This is a genomic window from Bradyrhizobium japonicum USDA 6, assembly GCF_000284375.1.
Lineage (GTDB): Bacteria > Pseudomonadota > Alphaproteobacteria > Rhizobiales > Xanthobacteraceae > Bradyrhizobium > Bradyrhizobium japonicum.
In genome coordinates, this window is record NC_017249.1 from 7,940,077 (window position 1) to 7,960,276 (window position 20,200).

The window sequence follows — 20,200 nt, forward strand, 5'->3', positions numbered from 1 at the left end:
TTGTCTCGCTGGCTCAGTGGATGAGCATGCCGCCGTTCACGTCGATCACGGCGCCGGTTACGTAGGCGGAGAGATCCGAGGCCAGGAAGGTGTAGATACCGGCGACGTCTTCGGCCGTACCGAGACGATTGAGCGGAATGCCTTCCAGGATCTTCGCCCTCATCTCGTCGGTCAGCTTGCCCGCGGTGATATCGGTGCCGATCAGGCCGGGCGTGACGCAATTGACGCGAATGCCGTCCGGGCCGAACTCTCGGGCCATCGCCTTGGCGAGACCAAGTACGCCGGCCTTCGCGGCCGAATAGTGCGGGCCGCCAAAAATTCCACCACCGCGCTGGGCCGAGACCGACGACATGCATGCAATCGATCCGGCTTTCCGTCCGCGCATATGCGGGATCACCGCCTGGGAGAGAAACAGGATGCCCTTGAGATTGACGTCCTGAATGCGATCCCAATCGGCTGCCGAGATCTCCAGGAACTTCACCGGCTGGGTGATGCCGGCATTGTTGATCAAAACATCGGTGCCGCCAAAGGATTCGATCACGCGGGCGACCGCCTGTTCGCAGGACGATTTGTCGGCGACGTCGCACCCTAGTCCGATATGGGAATTTCCGAGCGATGCCGCAGCATCCGTCGCAGCGCCGGCGTCAATATCCAGAATGGCGACCCGAGCGCCCTCGGCGGCGAACCGCCGGGCGGTGGCAAGCCCGATCCCGCGCGGCGAGGCCGCGCCCGAAATGATGGCCGTCTTACCGCTGAGCAGCATCAGTTCCTCCCGCAAATTGTTCTTCCTTGGCGCTTAGGAATGACCCGCCGACCGCCAACGGACAAACGCGCAGTTGTCACGGATCGATGAATCTGGTTCACTTATGGGATGCTGTCGAATATCCCCATATCGGCAATTCGTGCCTTTGAAGCGGCTGCCCGCACCGGATCGTTTCGCGATGCGGCGAATGAGCTTCACCTGACACCGAGTGCCGTTAGTCATGCCATCCGCAAGCTGGAGGGCACCCTTCGGACCGCTTTGTTCGAGCGCAGCGCACGATCCGTGCGACTTACGCCGGCCGGCGAGAACCTGATGCGTCACACGGGAGCGGCATTCGATCAGCTCCGCCGTGGCCTAGAGGAAGTTGCCGCGCGCGGACCACAATTGGTGCGCGTCCATTCCGCGCCCAGCTTTGCTGCGCAATGGCTGGCACCACGGCTTGCACAGTTTCTCGCTGCTTACCCGAAGCTCGAGGTTCGGCTGGCTGCAAGCACGGACTATGCGCGCTTCAGCAACGATGATTTCGATATCGACATCGTCTACGGTCCGCCACGCGCGGAGGGCGTCGAAATTGTCCCTCTGCCGGAGGAGACGGTCACGCCGCTCTGCTCGCCCTCGCTCGCAAAATCGATCAGGAAGCCTGCCGATCTCCTCGATCAGACGCTCATCCGCTCCGACGTGAAGCGGGTGCAGTGGCATCAATGGTTCACCGCGAATGGGTTAGAAGCACCTGCGCTTCACGGCATGAGATTCGACCGAAGCTTTCTTGCGATCGCGACGGCTGCAGAGGGATTGGGCGTGGCCTTGGAATCAACGCTTCTGGCCGAACGCGAACTGGCGTGCGGGCGCTTGGTCGCTCCATTGGCCGGACGCGCCAACGATATCCGCTACGTCGGTCACCGCTTGATCTACCCGCGCGCAAGCCGACAAAGATCGTCGGTACGAGCTTTTGCGGATTGGGTGGTGGCCCAACTCGGCGGCGGAGATGTTCGCTCCTCGCAGTGAGACCTCATCGAGATATTCCTGAAGCTGATGCGGAAATCCACCGCGTTTTGAGGATCTGCCCTTCATAGGAACCCCTCCGACCGCGTGCACGTTGCCGTATCGCTTCAGGACCCCCTGCCTTGGAGCGCCCCAACAGCGGCCTCCGCGTTGCCCCCGCGGGGGTCGTTTTATCGCGAGGCACAATGGACGAGGGTTGGAGAGTAGTGTTCGCGATTAGCGCCACTGCCGTGGTCGCCGGGGGCACCTTCTTTGCCATCCGGTTTATCATCGGTCTGCACCTTTAAGGTCGCCCCTTACCCGTATTTTTCCCTAGGTCCAAAGTCTCACATCCACACACCAGTGGAGAAAGTGTCATCGGTGCACTACGGCTTGCGCTCCCGCATCGGTTGCAGTTGGATAGAGGAGCGAATTTACAAGAGACGTTTTTGAGGGGGAACAATATGAGGGCAGCAACGCTCGTTGCCGGGCTTTTTTGGCAATCGGAATAATTGGACCGGCCGATGCTCGCGGAGGAGGTCACGGGGGCCGTGTCAGCTATGGCGGCGGACACCACACCTCAAGCCACGGCGGCAGCTTTTCAGGCGGCTCGGGATCGTTGCACCGCGGCGGGACCTATGTGAATTCAAACACCGGGAACCGTTACGGCACCCACCAATAAGAGGAAGCGCGCAATGGCGAAGTCGACCCGGAATAGCGGCAAGCAGTCGACGTCAGGCGAAGTGAGCCAACTCAAACAACTTGTGAAGGGCAACACACCGACGCGAGTGATCGGCCTGAAGTTGGGCCGAACCGAAAACGCGATCTACAACAAAGCATCTGAGGAAGGAATCTCACTGGCTCCGACGAACCAAAGCCCCTACGGCACGAAGAAGTAGGTACGGAGATCATGCTGAGACATTGGCCTGCGGCGCTTTGCATGGCCCTCGTGGGTTCGGCTTATGGTCAGGCGCCTGCTCCGGCCGCGCCCAAAGCCGCTCCTGAGCCGTCGGCCTATTGTCGATCTTCTGCGCAAATACTCTTTCAGGGTGGAGCTTCGGACGGCGACATCGCCGCCGTCGCGAAGATCTGCCGCCGTGGCGATGTCATCGCCATCAGCACCAGCGCACAAGGTTCAGTATTCTAGGTCGGTCGCCTATGTGACTTTACGAAGTCAGTAGTCGTGATGGGTCCACAGACGCTTTGCGTCCTAGGAGCCGAACGAAGCGTGAGGTGACCAATCCGTGATCGTGATCATGCCCTGCGCGGCGAAATCCAGCTACTGGTTGCTCGCTCGACTGTCACGTCACCGCGACATGTGACATCTACCGCAAAAGCTTCTTTAGCGCAGCGTCGCTCGCTAATCTTGAACTTAAGCGTCGAGCCGCTCCCTGTTGGTTCTCGCCAAGCGTATCTTTGATGATTTCCGTCGCTCGGGTCATCACCTCTTTTCGGACGGATGGGACGGCGCGGATCATCGCCGCAATTTCAGCCTCTGACATACTCTTATTGGGATCCAACTGACGGAGTTCGGCGAACCTTGATTCAACCGCTTTGATTTTTGAGTCATCGAACCACAGAGCAACGCTCTTCTGAGAGTCCGCAATTTTTTGTCGCTTTGTCAGCATCCATATCCTGCGTTCCGACGGGCGAATACATTTGGCCAACTAGCCAACCAAGTTTTGCCTGAAACGTGTCTGTCAATTGCAAGATCTTCGCCGCAACGCAGGTTGCTAGGTGGAGATCGGCCTTCACAGCGATGGAAAGTTTGAGAAACGCTATGCAGTCTACCTGAGATCTGTGCCCTCGGAATCCAGAAAGAAATAGCCAGGCTCGTTGTAATTCAAAAGCCGGCCCATAAACTCCGAGATCTTATTTCTCGCCCGAAGTCCAACGATAGGGAGATCGGATTTCACAGCAGGAGCCTGGAATTGACCGACCTGTCGTTCTACGACCAATTCGAGACTGCGCACCGGTGCAATGGCAATGTACGGTGCCTTGCATCCGCCCGCTGGCCCGCGAGGTACTAGGTCGCAACTTTGCGTTAGCACGATGAAGAATAAGTTCTTCGGATGGTGGAAAAAATGAGGATGAACTGCCTCCAGTAGAGCATCCAGCTCTAGCGTCCTTCGCAGAACGTCCCCTTGCATCAACTCCGTGCTCGAGAACGCCGTTGTCTCATATGCAAAGTGCATGGGCCAAGCATGAGCGCGGATCAGGATGCAGTTTTGGATGCGAACGTATCCGAAGGTGAGACTCGCCCCTCCAGTTCATCATTCAGCCGGCGGATCGCTTGTCGCGTCGACACATTGGCCGGCTCGATTGAGACGGTAATTTTTGTGAAGGCCCCAGACTTGCTAATCTGCGTTCGGTAACTACTGCGGCACTCGGTTCGGCATGAAAGGATGTTGCATCTCTGCCCTTGGTGTTAACGACTGCGTCGACAGCACGCCATTCCTGTCTGGTCACCGATGTCGATGAAATTCTGATGTTTTTCGAACTCATTGCATTGCCCCGTAAATGTTTGTCAAAAGATTGCACGCCATCTCAAAACTGCTTTGCATTCGGTAACGTACAGAGTCTTTCGCACTTTCAGGATTGACGGCTTCCTCTAGAATGAAGGAGCTTTGAATGAACGATGGGAATGCCATGGGTCAGGTGATCCAAATTGATGAGGCCCGGATTCGAGATCACCTGGGCGAGATGGTCCGCGGGACGGTGGAAGAGACACTGAACGCCATGCTGGAGGCCGAAGCGGACCAGCTGTGCGGTGCTGGGCGTTATGAGCGCAGCCCGGCCCGGCAGGACACGCGGGCGGGCAGCTACGAGCGAACGCTGCAGACCAAGGCGGGCGACGTCAATCTGAAGGTTCCGAAGCTACGGCGGCAAACCTTCGAGACGGCGATTATCGAGCGCTACCGGAGGCGGGAGAGCTCGGTCGAGGAGGCGCTGATCGAGATGTATCTGGCCGGGATTTCGGTTCGGCGGGTCGAAGACATTACGGAGGCGCTGTGGGGCCCCCGGGTCAGCCCGAGCACAGTGTCGAACCTGAACAAGAAGATCTATACCAAGATCGAGGCGTGGCGGAATCGCAGGATCGAAGGCGAGCATCCGTATCTCTACCTCGACGGCATCGTGATGAAGCGCAGCTGGGCTGGTGAGGTTCGCAACGTCTCGCTGCTGGTGGCCTCGGCGGTCAATGCCGAGGGGTTCCGGGAGATCCTCGGCATCTGTGAGGGCGCCAAGGAGGACAAATCCGGCTGGTCCTCGTTTCTGCGGCATCTCGTCGATCGCGGTCTCAGGGGCGTGCAGTTGGTGGTTTCCGATGCGTGCCGAGGTCTTGTCGAAAGCGTTGCGGATTATCTGCCGGAGGCCCGCTATCAACGCTGCATGGTGCATTTTTATCGCAATGTCTTCAGCCACGTGCCGTCGACCCGGGTCCACGAGGTGAGCCACATGCTCAAGGCCATTCATGCCCAGGAGAGCCGCGCCGCGGCCGACGAGAAAGCCAGGACCGTCATCGCGGATCTGCGGGCAAGCCGTATGGCCAAAGCTGCTGATCTCGTCGAGCAGGCGGTTCACGAGACGCTCGCCTACTATGCCTTTCCTGACATCCATTGGCGGAAGATTCGAACGAACAATCCGCTCGAGCGCATCATGAAGGAGATCCGGCGACGAACCCGTGTCGTCGGCGCCTTCCCCGACGGTCAATCCTGTCTCAATTTGGCGGCGGCCCGGCTGCGGCACATTGCCGGAACGGCGTGGTCGACCAAATGCTACATGAACATGCGACCGCTCTATCAGCCACAACTCTCTGAAACCGGAGCCGTCGCCTGATCAAAAGTGCGAAAGATTCTGGACAGTACCGCCAAATCCCGAGACGAAGAAGAAAGATGTGGTTTGGTTCGCGCTCGAGGAGAGCCGGCCGCTGTTCTGCTTCGGCGGCATCTGGACCGAGTTCAGAGGCGACCGCGGCACCAAGTCGAAGCCGATCCCCGGCCCCACCTTGTCTACGGCTTCCTGACGACGTCACCCAATGCGGTCGTCGAGCCGATCCATCCGAAAGCAATGCCCGTGATCCTGACCACCGAGGAGGAGCGCGACATCTGGATGCACACTCCCTGGGATGAGGCAAAGGCGCTGCAGCGCCCGCTGCCCAACGACGCCCTGAGGATCGTCATGCGCGGCGCAGACAAGGAAGACAAGATCGCTGCGTAGGCTGCATTTGCACGGGCACCAGTTGAATGTACTTTTTGCCGGAGCGCTCGCGGGAATGCGACTGAGACGCTGACGTCCCGTCTAGGTCGCATGTGTGTCTGCTCGGGTACGCGGCCCAGAGCGTCCGCGATCTGAATGCGGCTCTTCTCTCCCCGAATCCTGAAACGCCTTCAAGATGGAGTTCATGTCGTATTGGCGGACGACCTGGATGCAATTCATCAGGTCGAGTTCAAGCTCGCCGTAATTCAGCAGGGTGCGGCCGATTATCGCCATCTCTTTCGGGAAGATATTGTGAATGGGAAACATGTGGTCTGCCTGAGTTAGCTCTTTCAATTACCCACATCTCATACCTAGCTAATTACCCTGAAGCTGGAAGGCCAGAGGGGGCGAAAGCGCTTCTGAGAGCAGAACAGGATAAGCACATCCGTGCATACCTGCGGCAGTGCCTGCATTAGCCTTTGAGGTGCTCAAATGATCTGTGACGCAAAGTGGCACGGATCGGTTCGTCGATATATCGCTTAACAAGAAAGCTAAAAGCGATTGCAACTAGAGTCATGCTTGGTACCGCTAGCGCTGCATGGATCTGCGCAACCCAACCTGCCGAAGTTCCGCCGAACAATAGCATGAGTGGAACGTAGTGGGTCATATAAAGCGGATATGAAAGATCTCCGATAAACTCGCTAAAACGGTTGATCGACGGACTCCCGATTGCATTAGCGCCCAGCCAAACAAGGAGCGGATATACGATTGTGACGATCAGGAAATCGTAGGGCTTCCAAAGGAAGGGCCAAAAAAAGGTCGCAAGCATGATAAGCGGAAGGTAATATGCTGCCCCTGGCAACAGCGGTTGCCTGCCAATACGGCAAGCAACAACGCCCGCGATAAATGAAAAACCTACCCGTACAAAGCCAATCCAGAAGGTTCTGCGGTCGAAACCGCCGTTTAGGCTTCCGAAATCGTAGCACGTGTATGCCGTTGCAACCGCGGCGAAGGCGAGCATCGCTAGCAACCATCGAAGCGATAGTTGGCGCAGACAAAGAGCAAACGTTAGGCTCGCCACATACTCGCAAAGCAATGACCAGGCGGGAGCGACAAAAGGAAAAATAGGAAAGCTGGGATCGTGGACAAATAAGTGCGGCAACAGAAGTACGCTGCAGGTGAGGAGAATAAAAAACTCCGTGACACTAAAATTGAATAACGCAGCAGCCATAGGCGCATAGAATCGTCCGATTACAACCACAACGAAGCCCAACAAGGAGCCAATTACGACGAGCGGATGCAGTCGTATCAGACGCCTTTTAATAAGTTCTGTGGGTGACAATTCTACGCGAGAAGGGTCGTAGGCAAATGCCATTACATACCCTGACAAGCAAAAGAAAAAATCTACAGCGAGATAACCGTGAGGAATCCGGTTCTGAGGACCGAACTGAAAGGGTTCATAAAAATGTAAAACGGCGACACAGATGGCAGCAATTCCCCGCATGCCGTCAAGAATGCTCAGTCGCGCGACCTCTTTGGCAGCCAGCGACCCGGGGTCTTCGGGAAAGGCGTTGGGGGGCGGTAAATTCGGGGTGGCGCAGCTGGATTTGAGCATCGCGTTCGACATGTAGGATTCTGCAATTCTATTAACGCATCTGTCGCATTTCTTTACATATACATGCATATACATGCATATACATGCATATACCGTGTGCCGCTACACGGTCTGAGCACCGTCAACTGCTAGCCCGGCCTATTCGTCAGAGGGCGGCTTTTGGGCCCGATTGATGCGGCCGCACATCTTGTCTGGCGAGGCGCACAGGATTGCCTTCGGCTTTTCACCGCCTGACGACCCGTACTTTGCAACGCGCTTGAGGGATGGGGTGGGTGAACGGGGGGCGGACGCCCCGCCGGTCAAGGACCGAGCGGCAGCAGCGCGCCTGGCAAACGGCGGATCAGGTCGGCTCGGGACATGCCGCGGCAAACGCAAGGCGAATGCGGCTCGTGGTCTCGACCACACGGGCAGCGATTTTCAAGAGACGAAGACGCAGCGTCGCGAACTCGGCAGCGGCCAATTCCCGGACTTTGGGAATCGCCTCGCGCACGGTCAGCATCAGCCAATAAGCGGCCGTATGGAGCGCGAGACGGACCTGGTTGGCGAGCGCCGAACGGCAGCTGGTGCGGTCGGAGGCGAGCTGCGTCATATGCAGCTTGATCAGATTCTCGGCTTGGCCGCGCGCGCATTGTAAGCGGCAAAGAGATCTTTCAATTACCCACATTTGACGTCGGATTTGAGCGGGGGGCCGCGGCCGAAATCTTGAATCAGTAGAATCTGTTGTGATTCGTTGTTGAGCACCTGATTCGGAAGTGCGGGGTGCTCGATGGGCTTGGTGAAGGAACGCGCGGTGGCGCGTGCTCAGCGATTGACGACCGGTATCGAGACGTGGGTTGATCGGGAAGTTGCGGGATGCGAGTTTAAGGATGAGCGGCTTGGTCGCCGGTTCTGCAAATTGCTCGCACAAATCGGGAGCGACATGGGTCAAAGCATCCCGTTGGTTTGTCAGGATTGGGCCAACACGAAGGCCGCCTATCGATTCTTCTCCAACGAGCGGGTCGACGAGGCGGATACCATCTCGATAGGCACCGCTTTCTGCAATACGGTCAGGACGTCATTGTATTTCCTTGGTCAGGTGCACGCCTCGCTCAGACAATGGTGCTGGCTTTACGTCGAGAGGGCGCAAAGGCTTCGATCGAAAACTTTGCCGTCTTTGTCGAAAAAACATCTGCGGCCGACCTTAAGGACCTCCTGGTCGCAATCAAGGAACAAGGCCTACCTGAAACGGACGAGCTGGCGCGCGAGGCACGCCAACTTCAATCTGACCGCTTCGATCGATATCTAATTCCCTACCATCAGCGCCTGGCATTTAGCCGGCGCTTTCTTGTACGAGAGGGCTTTGCCGAGCTGATCGATGACCTGCTTGCTGCGGATGCCGTAACGGTGGGCTAGCCTCAGAGTTTGTGAACGAGTGCTGCACCGGAGCTTGACCCAACTATCCGATCCACCCCCGCGAAAACTGAGGCGCACGTCTGCTGGGCGGATGATCTTCGCCCGAGTCGGGGCGACGCAACGGCGATCAGTTGTTAATCCACGGCATCACGAGGCAGATTTGATTAGAATCATATTGGTAGCGGCTCCGCTTGTGATCACCGCGCCTGCGAATGCCGTTTACTTCACTTACTTCCGATGGGAGTCGTTACCTGCGCAGATCCGCGCTGCCTACATGGCCGGTTTCTACGACGCGCTGATTAGCGTTGCCTCTGACGAGCAAGATGCCAAGGCAGGCACGCATTATCAATTGCATTTCGAAGAGCAAAATGACAAACGTCCAGCTCGCAGACAATGTTCGCGCATTTGCTTCGACCCGTCCTAACCTTCAGACCGCAGGAGTTGGGGGAGCTCTAATCAATTATCTGATTGAGTTCTGTGGAAAGCCCCAATAGATATGAAGGTGGACCGATTGATCGCGGCGTCGATTAGAAAGATTGACCTGGATCGCCTTATCGAGGGCTATCTTGAGCACGACGATGAAGCATAAAGGCGTCTCTGAAGTCGCGCTCGGGGCACTAGTGGCTACTGCCTTCTGGTTGATAGTAGGCCTACTGGTGGGCGAGCTTCGTTCGATCCGGCACTACTCCCGCCAGCAGGCAGAGCATCTGAAGGCGATGCGGGCGTACTACGAGCCGCATGGGGGTTAGTTAGTGCAATGCATCGCCCCCGCCGCATAGAATTCGTAGTCATTGCGCGCGGCTGCAGCTACTTCAGGGACAGATAAGGGATCATGTACGAATGACGGTTCGCCTTTTTCGTCACGCTCGTTCGCCTTTTTGGGGACTGCACCGGCAGAAAGCGCACCGACGTTCGCCTTCTGGTCATCCAAAGGCTCACCATTGTTCGCCTTCTGGTCAGAAGAAGGCGAACCCACATTCGCCTCTTCGAGAAGAAGGCGATAGGCATTGACGTAGGTCCCGCCTTCCTTGACCTCGAACTTGAGGTAGCCGAACTCGGCTAACCGTCCGAGGCTCAACTGCACGCCGCGGACGCCCTTCTTCCCAAGATCTTTAGCGATGGTGGCCTGCTTGCGGCGGGCTAGATCGGTCTCGTGATCGATCGCATCGGCGATATACCAAAGCACCCGGAAGTCTTGATCGGTAAGGCGTAGATCGCCATTTGCGCGCGTTAACAGATGGAGCTTTCGCCGGGTCCGGTCCTTGTCGAGAATTGCACTCACGGCCGCACCATCTTCCGCGCCAGGGCAGCGGCGAAGGCAGCTTGCATGGCGGTTCCGGATTGCGGCTCGGGAGACTGGGTGCTAAATTCCAGGCTACTGGACTTTTGATTGCGATCTGGGGCTGCCTTAGCCGAGGCGGCCCTTCGCATTTTTGGCCCACCATCCGGCGGCTTTTGATTGCCAGTGCGCGAAAAAGCGCTTGCGGATCAATCTTGCCCGAACGGGCGGTTTGCCAATCTAAGCCATTGATACCGGCTGATGTGCTTGTTCTGCTGGGATCACCAATTATTTCAATAACTTAGTCCGCATTTGTTCGTCGACATCGTGTTGCGCCTGTTGCGCAAAATTACCCGATAATTCCAGCGATTGCCAACAACTCCCGGCTGCTCGGCGCGACATGGCCCGCGACAGAAAGGGCTGTGAACAGGTCGTAGCACGCTCCCCCATTTCTCGCCGATTGTGTGCACAATTGGCGCGCGCCGAATCGGGCCGACGGGGAGGTCGAGCGCTACCGTCTTGCCGAATGGCTTCAAAAAAAGAGAGTTGACAATAATCCGCAATTAAAGGGCCGATTGACAGAAGAGTTTTAAGCGCAACAAGCGCGACCCGTTGATGAGGCCTCGATCCGCGATCTCCATCAGGGCGAGCGGCCATGCTATCGGTCGCAATGATAGGCCGTATACATGAACGCACCCGACCGATATCCAAATTGCTGCTGAAATCCCTTGCATCCGCGCGGCCGTCTATACATGAATCTCTCGATGAAGCCGTTCTGCATCGGCTTTCCCGGCGCGATGAAGTGCCAGTCGATGACCGTGTCCTTGCTCCAGGCCAGCATGGCGTTGCAGGTGAACTCGGTGCCATGGTCGGACGCGATCATTCCTGGCTTGCCGCGTCGCTCAACGATTTCCTTCAGTTCGCGGGCCACCCGCCGCCCCGGATTGACGTCTCCGGAATGGCGCCCAGGTATTCCTTAGTGACGTCGTCGACGATGTTGAGAATGCGGAAGCGCCGGCCGTTGGCGAACTGGTCGTGGACGTGCAGTCTCAGGGCGGTGTCGCTCATGCTCGCTCCATCGGGCGGCGGCGTTGCGTCGGATCGGGCCGACGGCAGCGCGCGCACGCCGCCGCCTCCTGCGCGTTCAGGCCGGCGCGCGCTGGCCTCCCCTCACAGCGTCGCTGCGGTAGCGGCTGGTCGAGGTCCGGTAGTACTGCACGCGGATGGCCGCCATGGCCTCGATCAATGGTCCCCACGGCGCGGGAAAGCGTTCTTCCGCCATCACCCGGTGCAGCATGCGCGTATGGCCGGCCAGCTCGTCGTTGAGGAACTCCACCACAGGCATAGCTGGATAGCGCTGCAGCAGCAAGATCACCGCGTTGTCGGCCTCGCCGGCCGACCTGTCCTTGTCGCATCCATGCAGATCGTTCTGCAGACGCCCTATCGCGGAGATGAGCCGCAGGACCTGGCGAAACGCCGGACGCGCGCGCAAGGTCGCCATATCCAGCCCCCACAGCAAGGACAGGCAACAGAACACGTTCGCGTAGGCGATCGAATCGATGCCGTTGTGCAGGTACTCAGCGTAGGACCAGCGTTCCGCCGCTACCGCCTGCGCGTGTCCGGCGCGCAGCGCCGCGGAGTAGCACCGGGTATCGTCGAGAAGCTGAGCATAATCGCGACGATCGTAGGCGAGCGTGGCCAGCGAAGCGCGCAGCACAGCGCAACCCTCGAATCCGGGGAGCGCGCACGGCACGCCCTGCCCCAGCGCTTGCTCCACCGCGGCGAGCTGTTCCGGCGAGATCAGGCCAAGGTCGTTGCAATCGTCGAGCCAGAACAGCAGCGCCAGTTCGCGATAGAACGTCACTATCAGCGTTTCGTCCTGCGGATCGCGACCGGTGCGGGCGCTGGTGCCGCGCAGGCTCGGGTGGATGCGCTGCAGGATGTACTGGCCGCCCCTGACCGCTTCCACGGCATGCTCGTCGGCGAATCCGGTCAGGGAACGTCCCCACTCCAGCACCTGCTGCACCGCGCGTTCAGTCTGGATCATGGCGCCGCTCCTGCCCCCTCGGCCAGGACGCGCCGCCCCAACGAAGCGCCAGCCACAACCCGGCGAGTTCGGCCACGCGCACGACCCGAGTGGGGCAATACAGTTCCTTGCCGATCCACAGCGGCGTCTGCGGCAATCCATGCGCCGCATGGCGGGCGAGCATCCACTCCAGCGCACGCGCCACCACCTGCGCGATGCGCCGGCGCCCTGTCGCCTCTTCGCTCCCATCCATCACGTGCAACGCAAACAGCGCATAGGCGGTTTCCTCGAACGTGGACCCGCGACCCGCGCCCCAGCCACCGTCGTCGCGCTGCGCCTGCAGCAGCGCCGCCAGCGCGCGCTCATCTCGCCACTGGGGCTTGCCTTGCGCCAGCGCAGCGACCGCATGCGCGGTGGGATACAGCCACGAAACGTGCCATTTTTCGTTGTCCCATAGACCGTGCGGGTTGCGATTGGCCTCGACGTACGCGCTGGCGCCCGCGGCGGGCTTTCCCAACAGTCGCAACGCATGCAGGGCATGAATGTTGGTCGACACCGAGGCATTGCGTTCGCCGGGGAAGGTGACGAACAGCTCGCCGATTTCGAAATGGCGCAACGCATCGACCGCCGGGTCACGGCCTGCAAGGTGCAGGACGCACAACGCAACGGCGGTGTCGTCCGCATCAGCCGCGAAGTGCAAGGCCGGGCCCAGACCGTGCACGCCCAGACGGGCGTCGAGCTGCGCGACGATCACGCGAACCGCCTCCGCGAGCGCGGGATGCGCGAAAAGCCCGGCCAGATGCAGGGTGTACAGCGACCAGCATGGCTCGAACACATTGATCGGCCAGACGTTGGGAAAGACACCTTCGATGCCGCTGCGCGTCGCCCGCGATGCCATCTGCAGATACGCATCGGCGCGCCCGACCTGCGGCGTGCTCCCCCGTGTCACGGCCTGGGCACGCCACGCGGCGGTGGCCGCCGGACTGATGCCGATGCTGCCGTCGTCATCCGGGCATGCGGTGGTCGGCGACGTCCCCCAGGCTTCCCAGGAGTGTAGCAACGGATGGCCGCTCGGCAACATCGCCACCGCCCCCAGCTTGACCAGGCACGCTTGCCGCAATGGCAACAGCGCAGGATGGCGCGGAAACGCTACGCCACCCAGCAAGGATGCGGCCTCACCGCAAAACTGCGGCAGGATCAGCTCCGCGCCGATCGGCGCGTCTTCTGGCACCGCATGTGCGTAGGGATCGGGCTGGCGCTGGAGGAACCTCGTTGCAGTCTGGACTGCGTCCGCAGCTCCGGGAAGAGGATCGGCACGCTGCAATGCCAGTAACGCCGCCCACGTGGGCGCATGGCGGAACAGCGGGAAGTCCGCGCTTCCCCATCCGCCGTCGGCCTGTTGCTGCGCGATGAGCCACGCGTATGCGTCCTGCCGACCGGTGACGTTGCCGTGGAAGCGCAGCGCCTGCGCCGTGTCGTAGACGGACGGACCGACGCTGCCGCCATCGCTCATTTCGCTCAGCAGGCGGCGCAATTCGGAAAGGATATGTTCGGACAGCGCGTTCACGCGGGATGTTCCGTTTGCAGAAACGTGCGCCGCGGCGGGCAACCGCTGCGATCGGCGCCGCGGACTCGGACACAGTGCAGGATGCACTCTGCCGCCGGCCGATCGCAGCGGCACAGGGGCGACTCGATGCGGACGGGCGCGCTCATGCGCGTGGCGCGTGTTTGAACAGATACGCGTTGGCCCACTGTATGAGTTGCGCCAACCGTTCCGCACGCGGCCCCAGCGGCGCGATGGCCTCGCCGGCATCGCGCAACAGATCCAGCGCGAACTGGCGTGCTTCCTGCAGTCCCATGATCGACGCGCAGGTCGGCTTCTGCGCCGCCGCGTCCTTGCCGGGGGTCTTGCCCAGCGCCGCGGTATCCGCTGTCACGTCGAGAATGTCGTCGATCACCTGTAACGCCAGGCCGAAACAGGCGCTGTAGTGATCCAGCGCACAGTAAAGTGCAGCGTGCGCGGCATTCACGCCGACAGCGCATAGCGCGCCCATGCGAACGGACGCGCGCACTAGCGCTCCGCTCTTCATCCGGTGCATCGCCACGATCCTGTCCAGCTCGACGTGCTTTCCAACCAGCGACAGATCTATGGCCTGCCCGCCTGCGGCCCCCTCGGCGGACACCGCCTGCGCCAGTTCGCGCACGAGCGCGATAGGGCTGTCGCCCGGCGCATTCAGGCTCGCCAGGGTCAGGAAGGCGTGCGCCTGCAGCGCATCGCCGACCAGGATCGCGGTGGCTTCGCCGAACTTGACGTGCACGGTCGGAAGGCCGCGGCGAAGCACGTCGTCGTCCATCGCGGGCAGATCGTCGTGGACCAACGTACAGGCGTGCATCATCTCGATGGCGGCACCGACGTCATCGAGCATGTGCGCCGGCGTGTCGGCCAGTGCGCCGGCAGCCAAACAGAGCAAGGCGCGGGTGCGCTTGCCGCCATGCAAGGTGGCGTAGCGCATCGCCGCCATCAGCTCGGTCTCACCGTCGTCTTCGGCGCAGAGAAGACGCGCCAGCGCCTCTTCGACCCGCTTTGCGCCGTCCTGCATCCAGATCTCGGGCAGCAGCCTGCCGGATGCGCCGCGCGCCTGCGCGCCCAATATGCCGTTCGCGGAAACGCCAGCTCGGTCGTCGTGTGGCGTGGAACCAGTCTGCATGTTGTTCATGTCCTTGTACCTGCCAGGAGACGGCCACGGCGAGCGGCGAGCCGCCGCGGTGTTGCCGGCCTCGCACCGAGCGCGCGCGCCGAGTGCAGCAATGCCGCGCGTCGCCGGCGCCGCTGCCTCACCACACGGGGCATGCGATGCCAGCTCATGAGAATCCGATGCGGATAGTCATGGACGGATGTGCGGTCGGGTAATAGCGCCGGCCTTTTTCGACGCCGCTCAGCAACCGCGGCCGCACCCCGGCCTCGTGCATGGTCAGCGCCAAGGCGATACAGAACTGCACCAGTTCCAGCCATACCAGGTGGTAGCCCATGCAGAAGTGTGGGCCGGTACCGAACTGCAGCATGTCCACCGGCCGGATCGGCTCGGTGCGTTGAAGCCACCGCGCCAGCCGAAACTGATCAGGCGCCTCGTGCAGCAGCGCCGAGGTCGAGAAATGCAGCAGCGGGATGCACAGATCGGTGCCCGTAGGAATGCGCTGTTGGCCGATTCGCAATTCACGCAGTGCGCGACGCACTAGGAGCGGCGTCGCCGGATGCACGCGCAGCGTCTCGCGGAACAGCGCCTCAGCGACCGGACACTGCGCCAGGTCCGCGTGCCGAGTCGGCACCGCGCCTACGCGTTGCGCCTCCTCGACCAGGGCGTCCCACAGCCCAGGCTGCCGCGCTAGCTCGATCACCATCCAGGCCATCGTCGAGGCGGTGGTGTCGTGACCACCAAGCAGCAGCAAGCGAATATTGGCGACCAGGACGTCATCGGAAAGCGCATCGTCGCTGCGATCGAAGGCGCTCACCATGTCGTTGATCAACCCGGTGCGCGAGGCATGTTCGCGCGCGGCGCGGACGAACTCGCGCAACCGCGCATCGATCCAGTCGCGGGCCGCGCGGCCCCGCCGCAAGGGCAGTCCAGGCAGGTCGACCGGGGGCGCGACGATCAACTGCAGCAGTTGCCGGTACTTGCGATGCCATCCCGGCAGGTCCTGCGCGGGGATTCCCATGAGACTGAAGATGAGCTTGAGCATTAGATCGCCGGTTTCGCGCAGGATGGTGACGTCGCCCCGTTCCCGCCACCTCTGCACGCGCGCCCGGATGACGGGCGCGAACAGCTCGCCGATGCCGGCCAGGGTCAGCCCCTTGGGCAGAAGCGCCGCCTGGATCGCATCGCGCGCCTGCCGGTGCGCGATGCCGTCCTGGGCGACCAACGTTCCGCCAAACAATTCGGGCGCGATGTCTTCGATCAGCCCCGAGGACACGTCCTTGTGCCGGAGCAGTGCGAGAGCATCCGGATCCAGACTGGTCATCAGGTGTCCGGCAGGGCCGAAATCTAGCCAGAAGTGGCTGCCCAGCGTCCGTTCCGCACGCCGCAGCAGGCGCGGCAGGTCGCAGACGACGGCGGGAAGATGCCCGACCAAGGGAAAAGCGCCGGGCACGACCGGGATGTCGTGCCGCAGCCGATGCCGACGGTTCAGCGGGTTGAGCAGCATGTCCATCAGCAGCGCGGCGCCGCGTCCGCTTCTGCGGTCTCGCCGGCAGGCCGCGCGGCGCGGCTGTTGCCACCGTCGGCGTATGTCGGCACATGCGCCAGCATGCCGCCGTCGATGCACACGACCTGGCCAGTGATGAACGCAGCATCGTCGGAGAGCAGGAACGCCACCAGCGCGGCCACGTCCTCGGGGCGGCCGACGCGCGGCAGGAGCTGGTGACGGCGCAGATGGGTTTGCATGCACGCGTCCAGCTTGGCGAGGAGTCGCTCGGTCATGATGAGACCCGGCGCAACCGCATTGCAGCGGATCTGCGCATGACCGTACTGGGTGGCAAGTGAGGACGACAGCATGTTCATCGCCGCCTTCGACGCGGCGTAGGATGTCAGTGCGGTGTCACCACTGAGCCCCTGGCACGACGACATGTTGACGATCGCGCCACCGCCGCGGGCGATCATCCGGGGGATGGCCTGCCGGCAGCAGAGCAGCGTGCCACGCAGATTGGTCGCCATGGTCTGATCCCAGACCGCTAGCTCCAGCTCGAGGATCGCGCGGTCGCGCGGGGTCAGATGCATCGCGCTCGCGTTGTTCACCAGCAGGTCGACCCCGCCGAAGTGCCGCTCCGCCGTCTCGAACAGCGCTGCCACCGCCTGCGCATCGGCGATGTCGATCGCCAGGGCGAGCGCGTGGCCCGCTTCGGCCGCGATCTGCGCGGTGCAGGCGATAGCCGCCGAGCCATCAATGTCGGCCACCACCACTCTGCCGCCCTCGCGCGCGATGGCGAGGGCGCATGCCTTGCCGATGCCGGCGCCGGCGCCGGTCACCACGGCCACTTTGCCTTCAAACCGTCCCATCGTGTCATCCTAGATTGTGCTGGTCTTTCGCGGCATGCCGCTCGGCCTCCGCTGGAGAAGGCGCAGGGTCGGCGCTGGCGCGCTCGCCATCGCCAGCGTCGCTTTCGATGACCCGAATGGCGGCGACCGGGCACTGGCTGGCCGCGAGCCGCACGGCGGCGTGCAGCGCATGCGGGACCGTCGCCACGCACACTTCGGCCACGCCGTCCGGTTCGCGCTGGCGAAAGGTGCCCGGCAGCGTCAGCACGCACTGCCCGCTGGTTCCGCACAGATCCTGGTCGACCATGACGCGCATCTCAGCTCCCCTGCGCATGCAGCCGCACCGGCAGCGTGCGGAACGTCCGAAGGAATGCCGAGGGCTCCCGGGTCGGCTGCCCGGCAAATGCCAGCGTGGGGAAGCGGGCCTGGATCCGCGGCAGGCTCTCGGCCAACTGCACCCGGGCCAGTTGCGCACCGAGGCAGAAGTGAATGCCGTGGCCGAAGCTCAGCATGATCTTCCCGTCGGTCGACATGCCTGGACTGGTGCCGTAGAACCGCGCGGGATCGAAGCGATCGGGATCGGCGAAGGCGTCCGGGTCGCGATTGCCGGACGCGATCAGCACGCGCACGTCCGCGTTCTTCGGAATCACCACGCCGCCCAGTTCGATGTCGCGCTGGGCGATACGCGGGATGGAGCTGAACATGGCGGGCGCGTCGCAGCGCAGGACTTCTTCGACGAATGCCCTCACCCGCGCGGCGTCTGCCTGCAGCCAGTGCCGCTGTTCGGGATACGCCAGCATCGCCAGGACGGCATGGTCGATGCTCGCAGCAGTGGTGACGAAGCCGCCCAGCAGCATGCCCCACAGCATGCTGATCAACTCCGCATCCGACAGTGTGTCGGCATCGTCGTCATGTGCGCCGACCAGCATCGACACGATGTCGCGGCGGGGATCGGTGCGCTTGCGCTGTATGAGGTCGCCGAAGTAGGCCTGCACCCTGGCGCTGGCCGCGTCCGCCGCGGCGAGCTGGGGATCGCTGGCGTGCGGGCCCAGGCCTTCCAGAATGGTGCCGATGCCGGCAGCGAGCTCGAACATGTCGTCTTGGGGCATGCCGAACAGTTCGGCGAAAACCAGCATGGGCAAGGCCAGCGCGAATTCCCGATGCAGGTCCACCGCCTCCCCGCGCTCCAGCGCGGGCGTTATGCCGTCCAGGCGCGCTGCGACGATGCGCGCGATGCTCGGCCGCAGGTTGTCGATCTGGCCCATGGTGAAATCGCGCGAGATCAGCCGGCGCAGACGCGTATGCGTCGGTGGGTCCTTCATCGCTAGCGTGGACGCCAACAGATTGAGCGACGGGCTGGTCGCCGCACGCGAGAAATAGCGCGCCAGTTCGCCGGGCGCCGGACCCCGAAACGCATCGCCCGTGGCCTTGAACGCCCAGTAGATGTCGGCGTGGCGGCTCAACAAAAAGAGGCCCGACGCCGCGCGATGCACCGGATCGTGCTCGCGCAACCATCGCATGAACGGATACGGGTCGTGGATGCACGCTGGCGACGCCAGTTCGGCGAAGGCGTCCCGGCATGCTGCCGTGGTTTCTTGCACGTCCATCCTGGTTACCTGTTGGCGGGCTGATCTGACCGGCGCGCGACAGGCGCGCGGCAGATTCCGGAGAAGATCGAGATCGCCCGTGGCGTCCGCGACATCACCAGAGCACCGGGAACTGCTCGAACCCGCCCGTGATGATCTCCTTGCGCAACTTCAGTTGTTCCGGCGCCACGGCCAGGCGCAGCGCGGGAAGGCGCTGGAAGATCGAACCGAACACCACCTTGAGCTCCAGCCTGGCCAGCGCCACGCCGATGCACGCGTGCGGCCCGTAGGAAAAAGCCAGGTGCGGCTTTTCCTGGCGTTCGATATCGAAGATTTCCGGGTCGTCGAAATGGTGCGGATCGAACGACGTTGCCGGGAGGCCGACCAGCACCTTGCTCTCCGCGGGAATATGCTCGCCCGCGATGGTCACGTCGGTCCTCGGATAGCGCATGATGCCATCCCAGCCCGCGCCCGGCGGGTACATGCGCAGGATTTCCTCTACCGCCTTGTCGACCAGGGACGGATCGCCGACCAGGCGTTCGCGCTGTTGCGGATGGCGGAACATGGCTAGCAGGCCGAATTCGATCTGCGCGACGGTGCTCTCGTGCCCCGCCACCAGCATGCCCGCCGCCAGGCCAACCGCCTCTTCCTCGCTCGCCTTGCCCTGGTCGACCGCAGCGAGCAGATCCGTCAGCAGGTTGTCGTCCGGATCCTGGCGCTTGTCGCGCATCTTGCCGCGAATGTAGGCGCGCAGTTCTTCCCAGGCCAGGCGGGACGCGCTGCGCGGGCCGCTTTCATGCTGGTGCGTCATCACCTCATCGGACAGCCCGGCGAAAAAGGCGTGATCCTCGTAGAGCACGCCCATCAGCGCGCTGATGACCATGGCCGGAAGCGGAAAGGAGAGGTGGCGCCGCAGGTCGGCGGGCTGGGGCTGGGCCGCCAGCGTCTCGAACAAGTGCGCGGCGATCGCTTCGACCTGCTGCACGAGCAGCTTCACCCTGCGGTCACTGAAGGCCGGCGCCACGATCGCGCGTAGCCGGGCATGCTCGCGCCCCTCGTGCGAGACCAGCCACCCCGGCGAACCGAGAATCACCGAATCCGGGGTGAATGCCGCCGGCGGCATTCCCGCGGGCCGGAACGCCGCGTCGGACAGCACCGCCTTGGCCTCGTCATAGCCTGTCACCCACCAGCCTTCGTGCCCGGAGGGGAAGCGCACGCGGTGGATCGGACCGTTGGCGCGTAGCGCCAACATCTCGGGCGAGGGCTCGATGTGATCGACGCGCCACATCGGCAGCGTCGGCAAGGGTTGTTGTTCGGACATGGTGGCACTT

General features: G+C 62.0%; 16 protein-coding genes and 5 pseudogenes. 6 read left to right on the forward strand and 15 right to left on the reverse strand.

Annotated features, from left to right (window positions below; translation table 11 throughout):
• Positions 1–13: 13 nt before the first annotated feature.
• Positions 14–763, reverse strand: a complete 750-nt coding sequence (locus BJ6T_RS37045) for an SDR family NAD(P)-dependent oxidoreductase (protein ID WP_011084957.1) — start codon at positions 761–763, stop codon at positions 14–16.
• A gap of 108 nt (positions 764–871) precedes the next feature.
• Between BJ6T_RS37045 and BJ6T_RS37050 the strand changes: the two genes are divergently transcribed.
• Together BJ6T_RS37050 and BJ6T_RS37055 are read left to right on the forward strand one after the other, a co-directional pair.
• The gene (locus tag BJ6T_RS37050; protein ID WP_011084956.1) at positions 872–1,768 is read left to right on the forward strand and encodes a LysR substrate-binding domain-containing protein; all 897 of its coding nucleotides are present in this window, start codon (positions 872–874) and stop codon (positions 1,766–1,768) included.
• Positions 1,769–2,439: 671 nt separating this feature from the next.
• Complete coding sequence (locus BJ6T_RS37055; protein WP_014497717.1) at positions 2,440–2,643, forward strand: hypothetical protein; 204 nt, start codon at positions 2,440–2,442, stop codon at positions 2,641–2,643.
• Positions 2,644–3,069: 426 nt separating this feature from the next.
• Here BJ6T_RS37055 and BJ6T_RS37060 read toward each other — a convergent pair whose 3' ends face one another.
• On the reverse strand, positions 3,070–3,372 hold the full coding sequence (locus tag BJ6T_RS37060; protein WP_014497718.1) for a hypothetical protein: 303 nt from the start codon (positions 3,370–3,372) through the stop codon (positions 3,070–3,072).
• Between the two features lie 1,021 nt (positions 3,373–4,393).
• On the opposite strand from BJ6T_RS37060, the gene BJ6T_RS37070 reads away from it, so the two are divergent.
• Both BJ6T_RS37070 and BJ6T_RS37075 read left to right on the forward strand, forming a co-directional pair.
• Entirely contained in the window at positions 4,394–5,581 is a 1,188-nt protein-coding gene (locus BJ6T_RS37070; protein WP_171463837.1) for an IS256 family transposase, read from the forward strand.
• Between the two features lie 31 nt (positions 5,582–5,612).
• Positions 5,613–5,962: pseudogene (locus BJ6T_RS37075) on the forward strand (SOS response-associated peptidase family protein); the annotation flags it as partial.
• An 81-nt stretch (positions 5,963–6,043) separates the two neighbouring features.
• Here BJ6T_RS37075 and BJ6T_RS37080 read toward each other — a convergent pair.
• The 3 genes and pseudogenes from BJ6T_RS37080 to BJ6T_RS37090 form a co-directional block, all read right to left on the reverse strand.
• Complete coding sequence (locus BJ6T_RS37080) at positions 6,044–6,268, reverse strand: hypothetical protein (protein ID WP_018647460.1); 225 nt, start codon at positions 6,266–6,268, stop codon at positions 6,044–6,046.
• Positions 6,269–6,413: 145 nt separating this feature from the next.
• On the reverse strand, positions 6,414–7,568 hold the full coding sequence (locus tag BJ6T_RS37085; RefSeq protein WP_223153693.1) for an acyltransferase family protein: 1,155 nt from the start codon (positions 7,566–7,568) through the stop codon (positions 6,414–6,416).
• Positions 7,569–7,855: 287 nt separating this feature from the next.
• Positions 7,856–8,190 (reverse strand): annotated as a pseudogene (locus BJ6T_RS37090) (transposase); the annotation flags it as partial.
• Between the two features lie 132 nt (positions 8,191–8,322).
• On the opposite strand from BJ6T_RS37090, the pseudogene BJ6T_RS48760 reads away from it, so the two are divergent.
• Positions 8,323–8,544 (forward strand): annotated as a pseudogene (locus tag BJ6T_RS48760) (IS4/Tn5 family transposase DNA-binding protein); the annotation flags it as partial.
• A gap of 107 nt (positions 8,545–8,651) precedes the next feature.
• Positions 8,652–8,948: a hypothetical protein gene (locus BJ6T_RS44180; protein WP_014497723.1), complete on the forward strand. Its 297-nt coding sequence runs from the start codon at positions 8,652–8,654 to the stop codon at positions 8,946–8,948.
• A gap of 745 nt (positions 8,949–9,693) precedes the next feature.
• On the opposite strand, the gene BJ6T_RS37105 is transcribed toward BJ6T_RS44180, so the two are convergent.
• The 10 genes and pseudogenes from BJ6T_RS37105 to BJ6T_RS37155 form a co-directional block, all read right to left on the reverse strand.
• Entirely contained in the window at positions 9,694–10,230 is a 537-nt protein-coding gene (locus BJ6T_RS37105; RefSeq protein WP_014497725.1) for a helix-turn-helix domain-containing protein, read from the reverse strand.
• A 751-nt stretch (positions 10,231–10,981) separates the two neighbouring features.
• Positions 10,982–11,268: pseudogene (locus BJ6T_RS37110) on the reverse strand (DDE-type integrase/transposase/recombinase); the annotation flags it as partial.
• A gap of 103 nt (positions 11,269–11,371) precedes the next feature.
• Positions 11,372–12,274, reverse strand: a complete 903-nt coding sequence (locus BJ6T_RS37120; RefSeq protein WP_011084944.1) for a terpene synthase family protein — start codon at positions 12,272–12,274, stop codon at positions 11,372–11,374.
• Positions 12,271–13,820, reverse strand: a pseudogene (locus tag BJ6T_RS37125) (hypothetical protein). Before BJ6T_RS37125 ends, BJ6T_RS37120 begins: the two are co-directional and overlap by 4 nt.
• A 142-nt stretch (positions 13,821–13,962) precedes the next feature.
• Complete coding sequence (locus BJ6T_RS37130; protein WP_028170303.1) at positions 13,963–14,961, reverse strand: polyprenyl synthetase family protein; 999 nt, start codon at positions 14,959–14,961, stop codon at positions 13,963–13,965.
• A 154-nt stretch (positions 14,962–15,115) separates the two neighbouring features.
• Positions 15,116–16,459, reverse strand: a complete 1,344-nt coding sequence (locus BJ6T_RS37135) for a cytochrome P450 (protein WP_011084941.1) — start codon at positions 16,457–16,459, stop codon at positions 15,116–15,118.
• A complete protein-coding gene (locus tag BJ6T_RS37140; protein ID WP_011084940.1) occupies positions 16,459–17,304 on the reverse strand; it encodes an SDR family oxidoreductase in 846 nt (281 codons plus the stop codon). Before BJ6T_RS37140 ends, BJ6T_RS37135 begins: the two co-directional genes overlap by 1 nt.
• Before the next feature lie 4 nt (positions 17,305–17,308).
• Entirely contained in the window at positions 17,309–17,599 is a 291-nt protein-coding gene (locus BJ6T_RS37145) for a ferredoxin (protein WP_014497729.1), read from the reverse strand.
• Between the two features lies 1 nt (position 17,600).
• Entirely contained in the window at positions 17,601–18,890 is a 1,290-nt protein-coding gene (locus tag BJ6T_RS37150) for a cytochrome P450 (RefSeq protein WP_014497730.1), read from the reverse strand.
• 94 nt (positions 18,891–18,984) lie between these two features.
• Entirely contained in the window at positions 18,985–20,190 is a 1,206-nt protein-coding gene (locus tag BJ6T_RS37155; RefSeq protein ID WP_011084938.1) for a cytochrome P450, read from the reverse strand.
• Positions 20,191–20,200 lie beyond the last annotated feature (10 nt).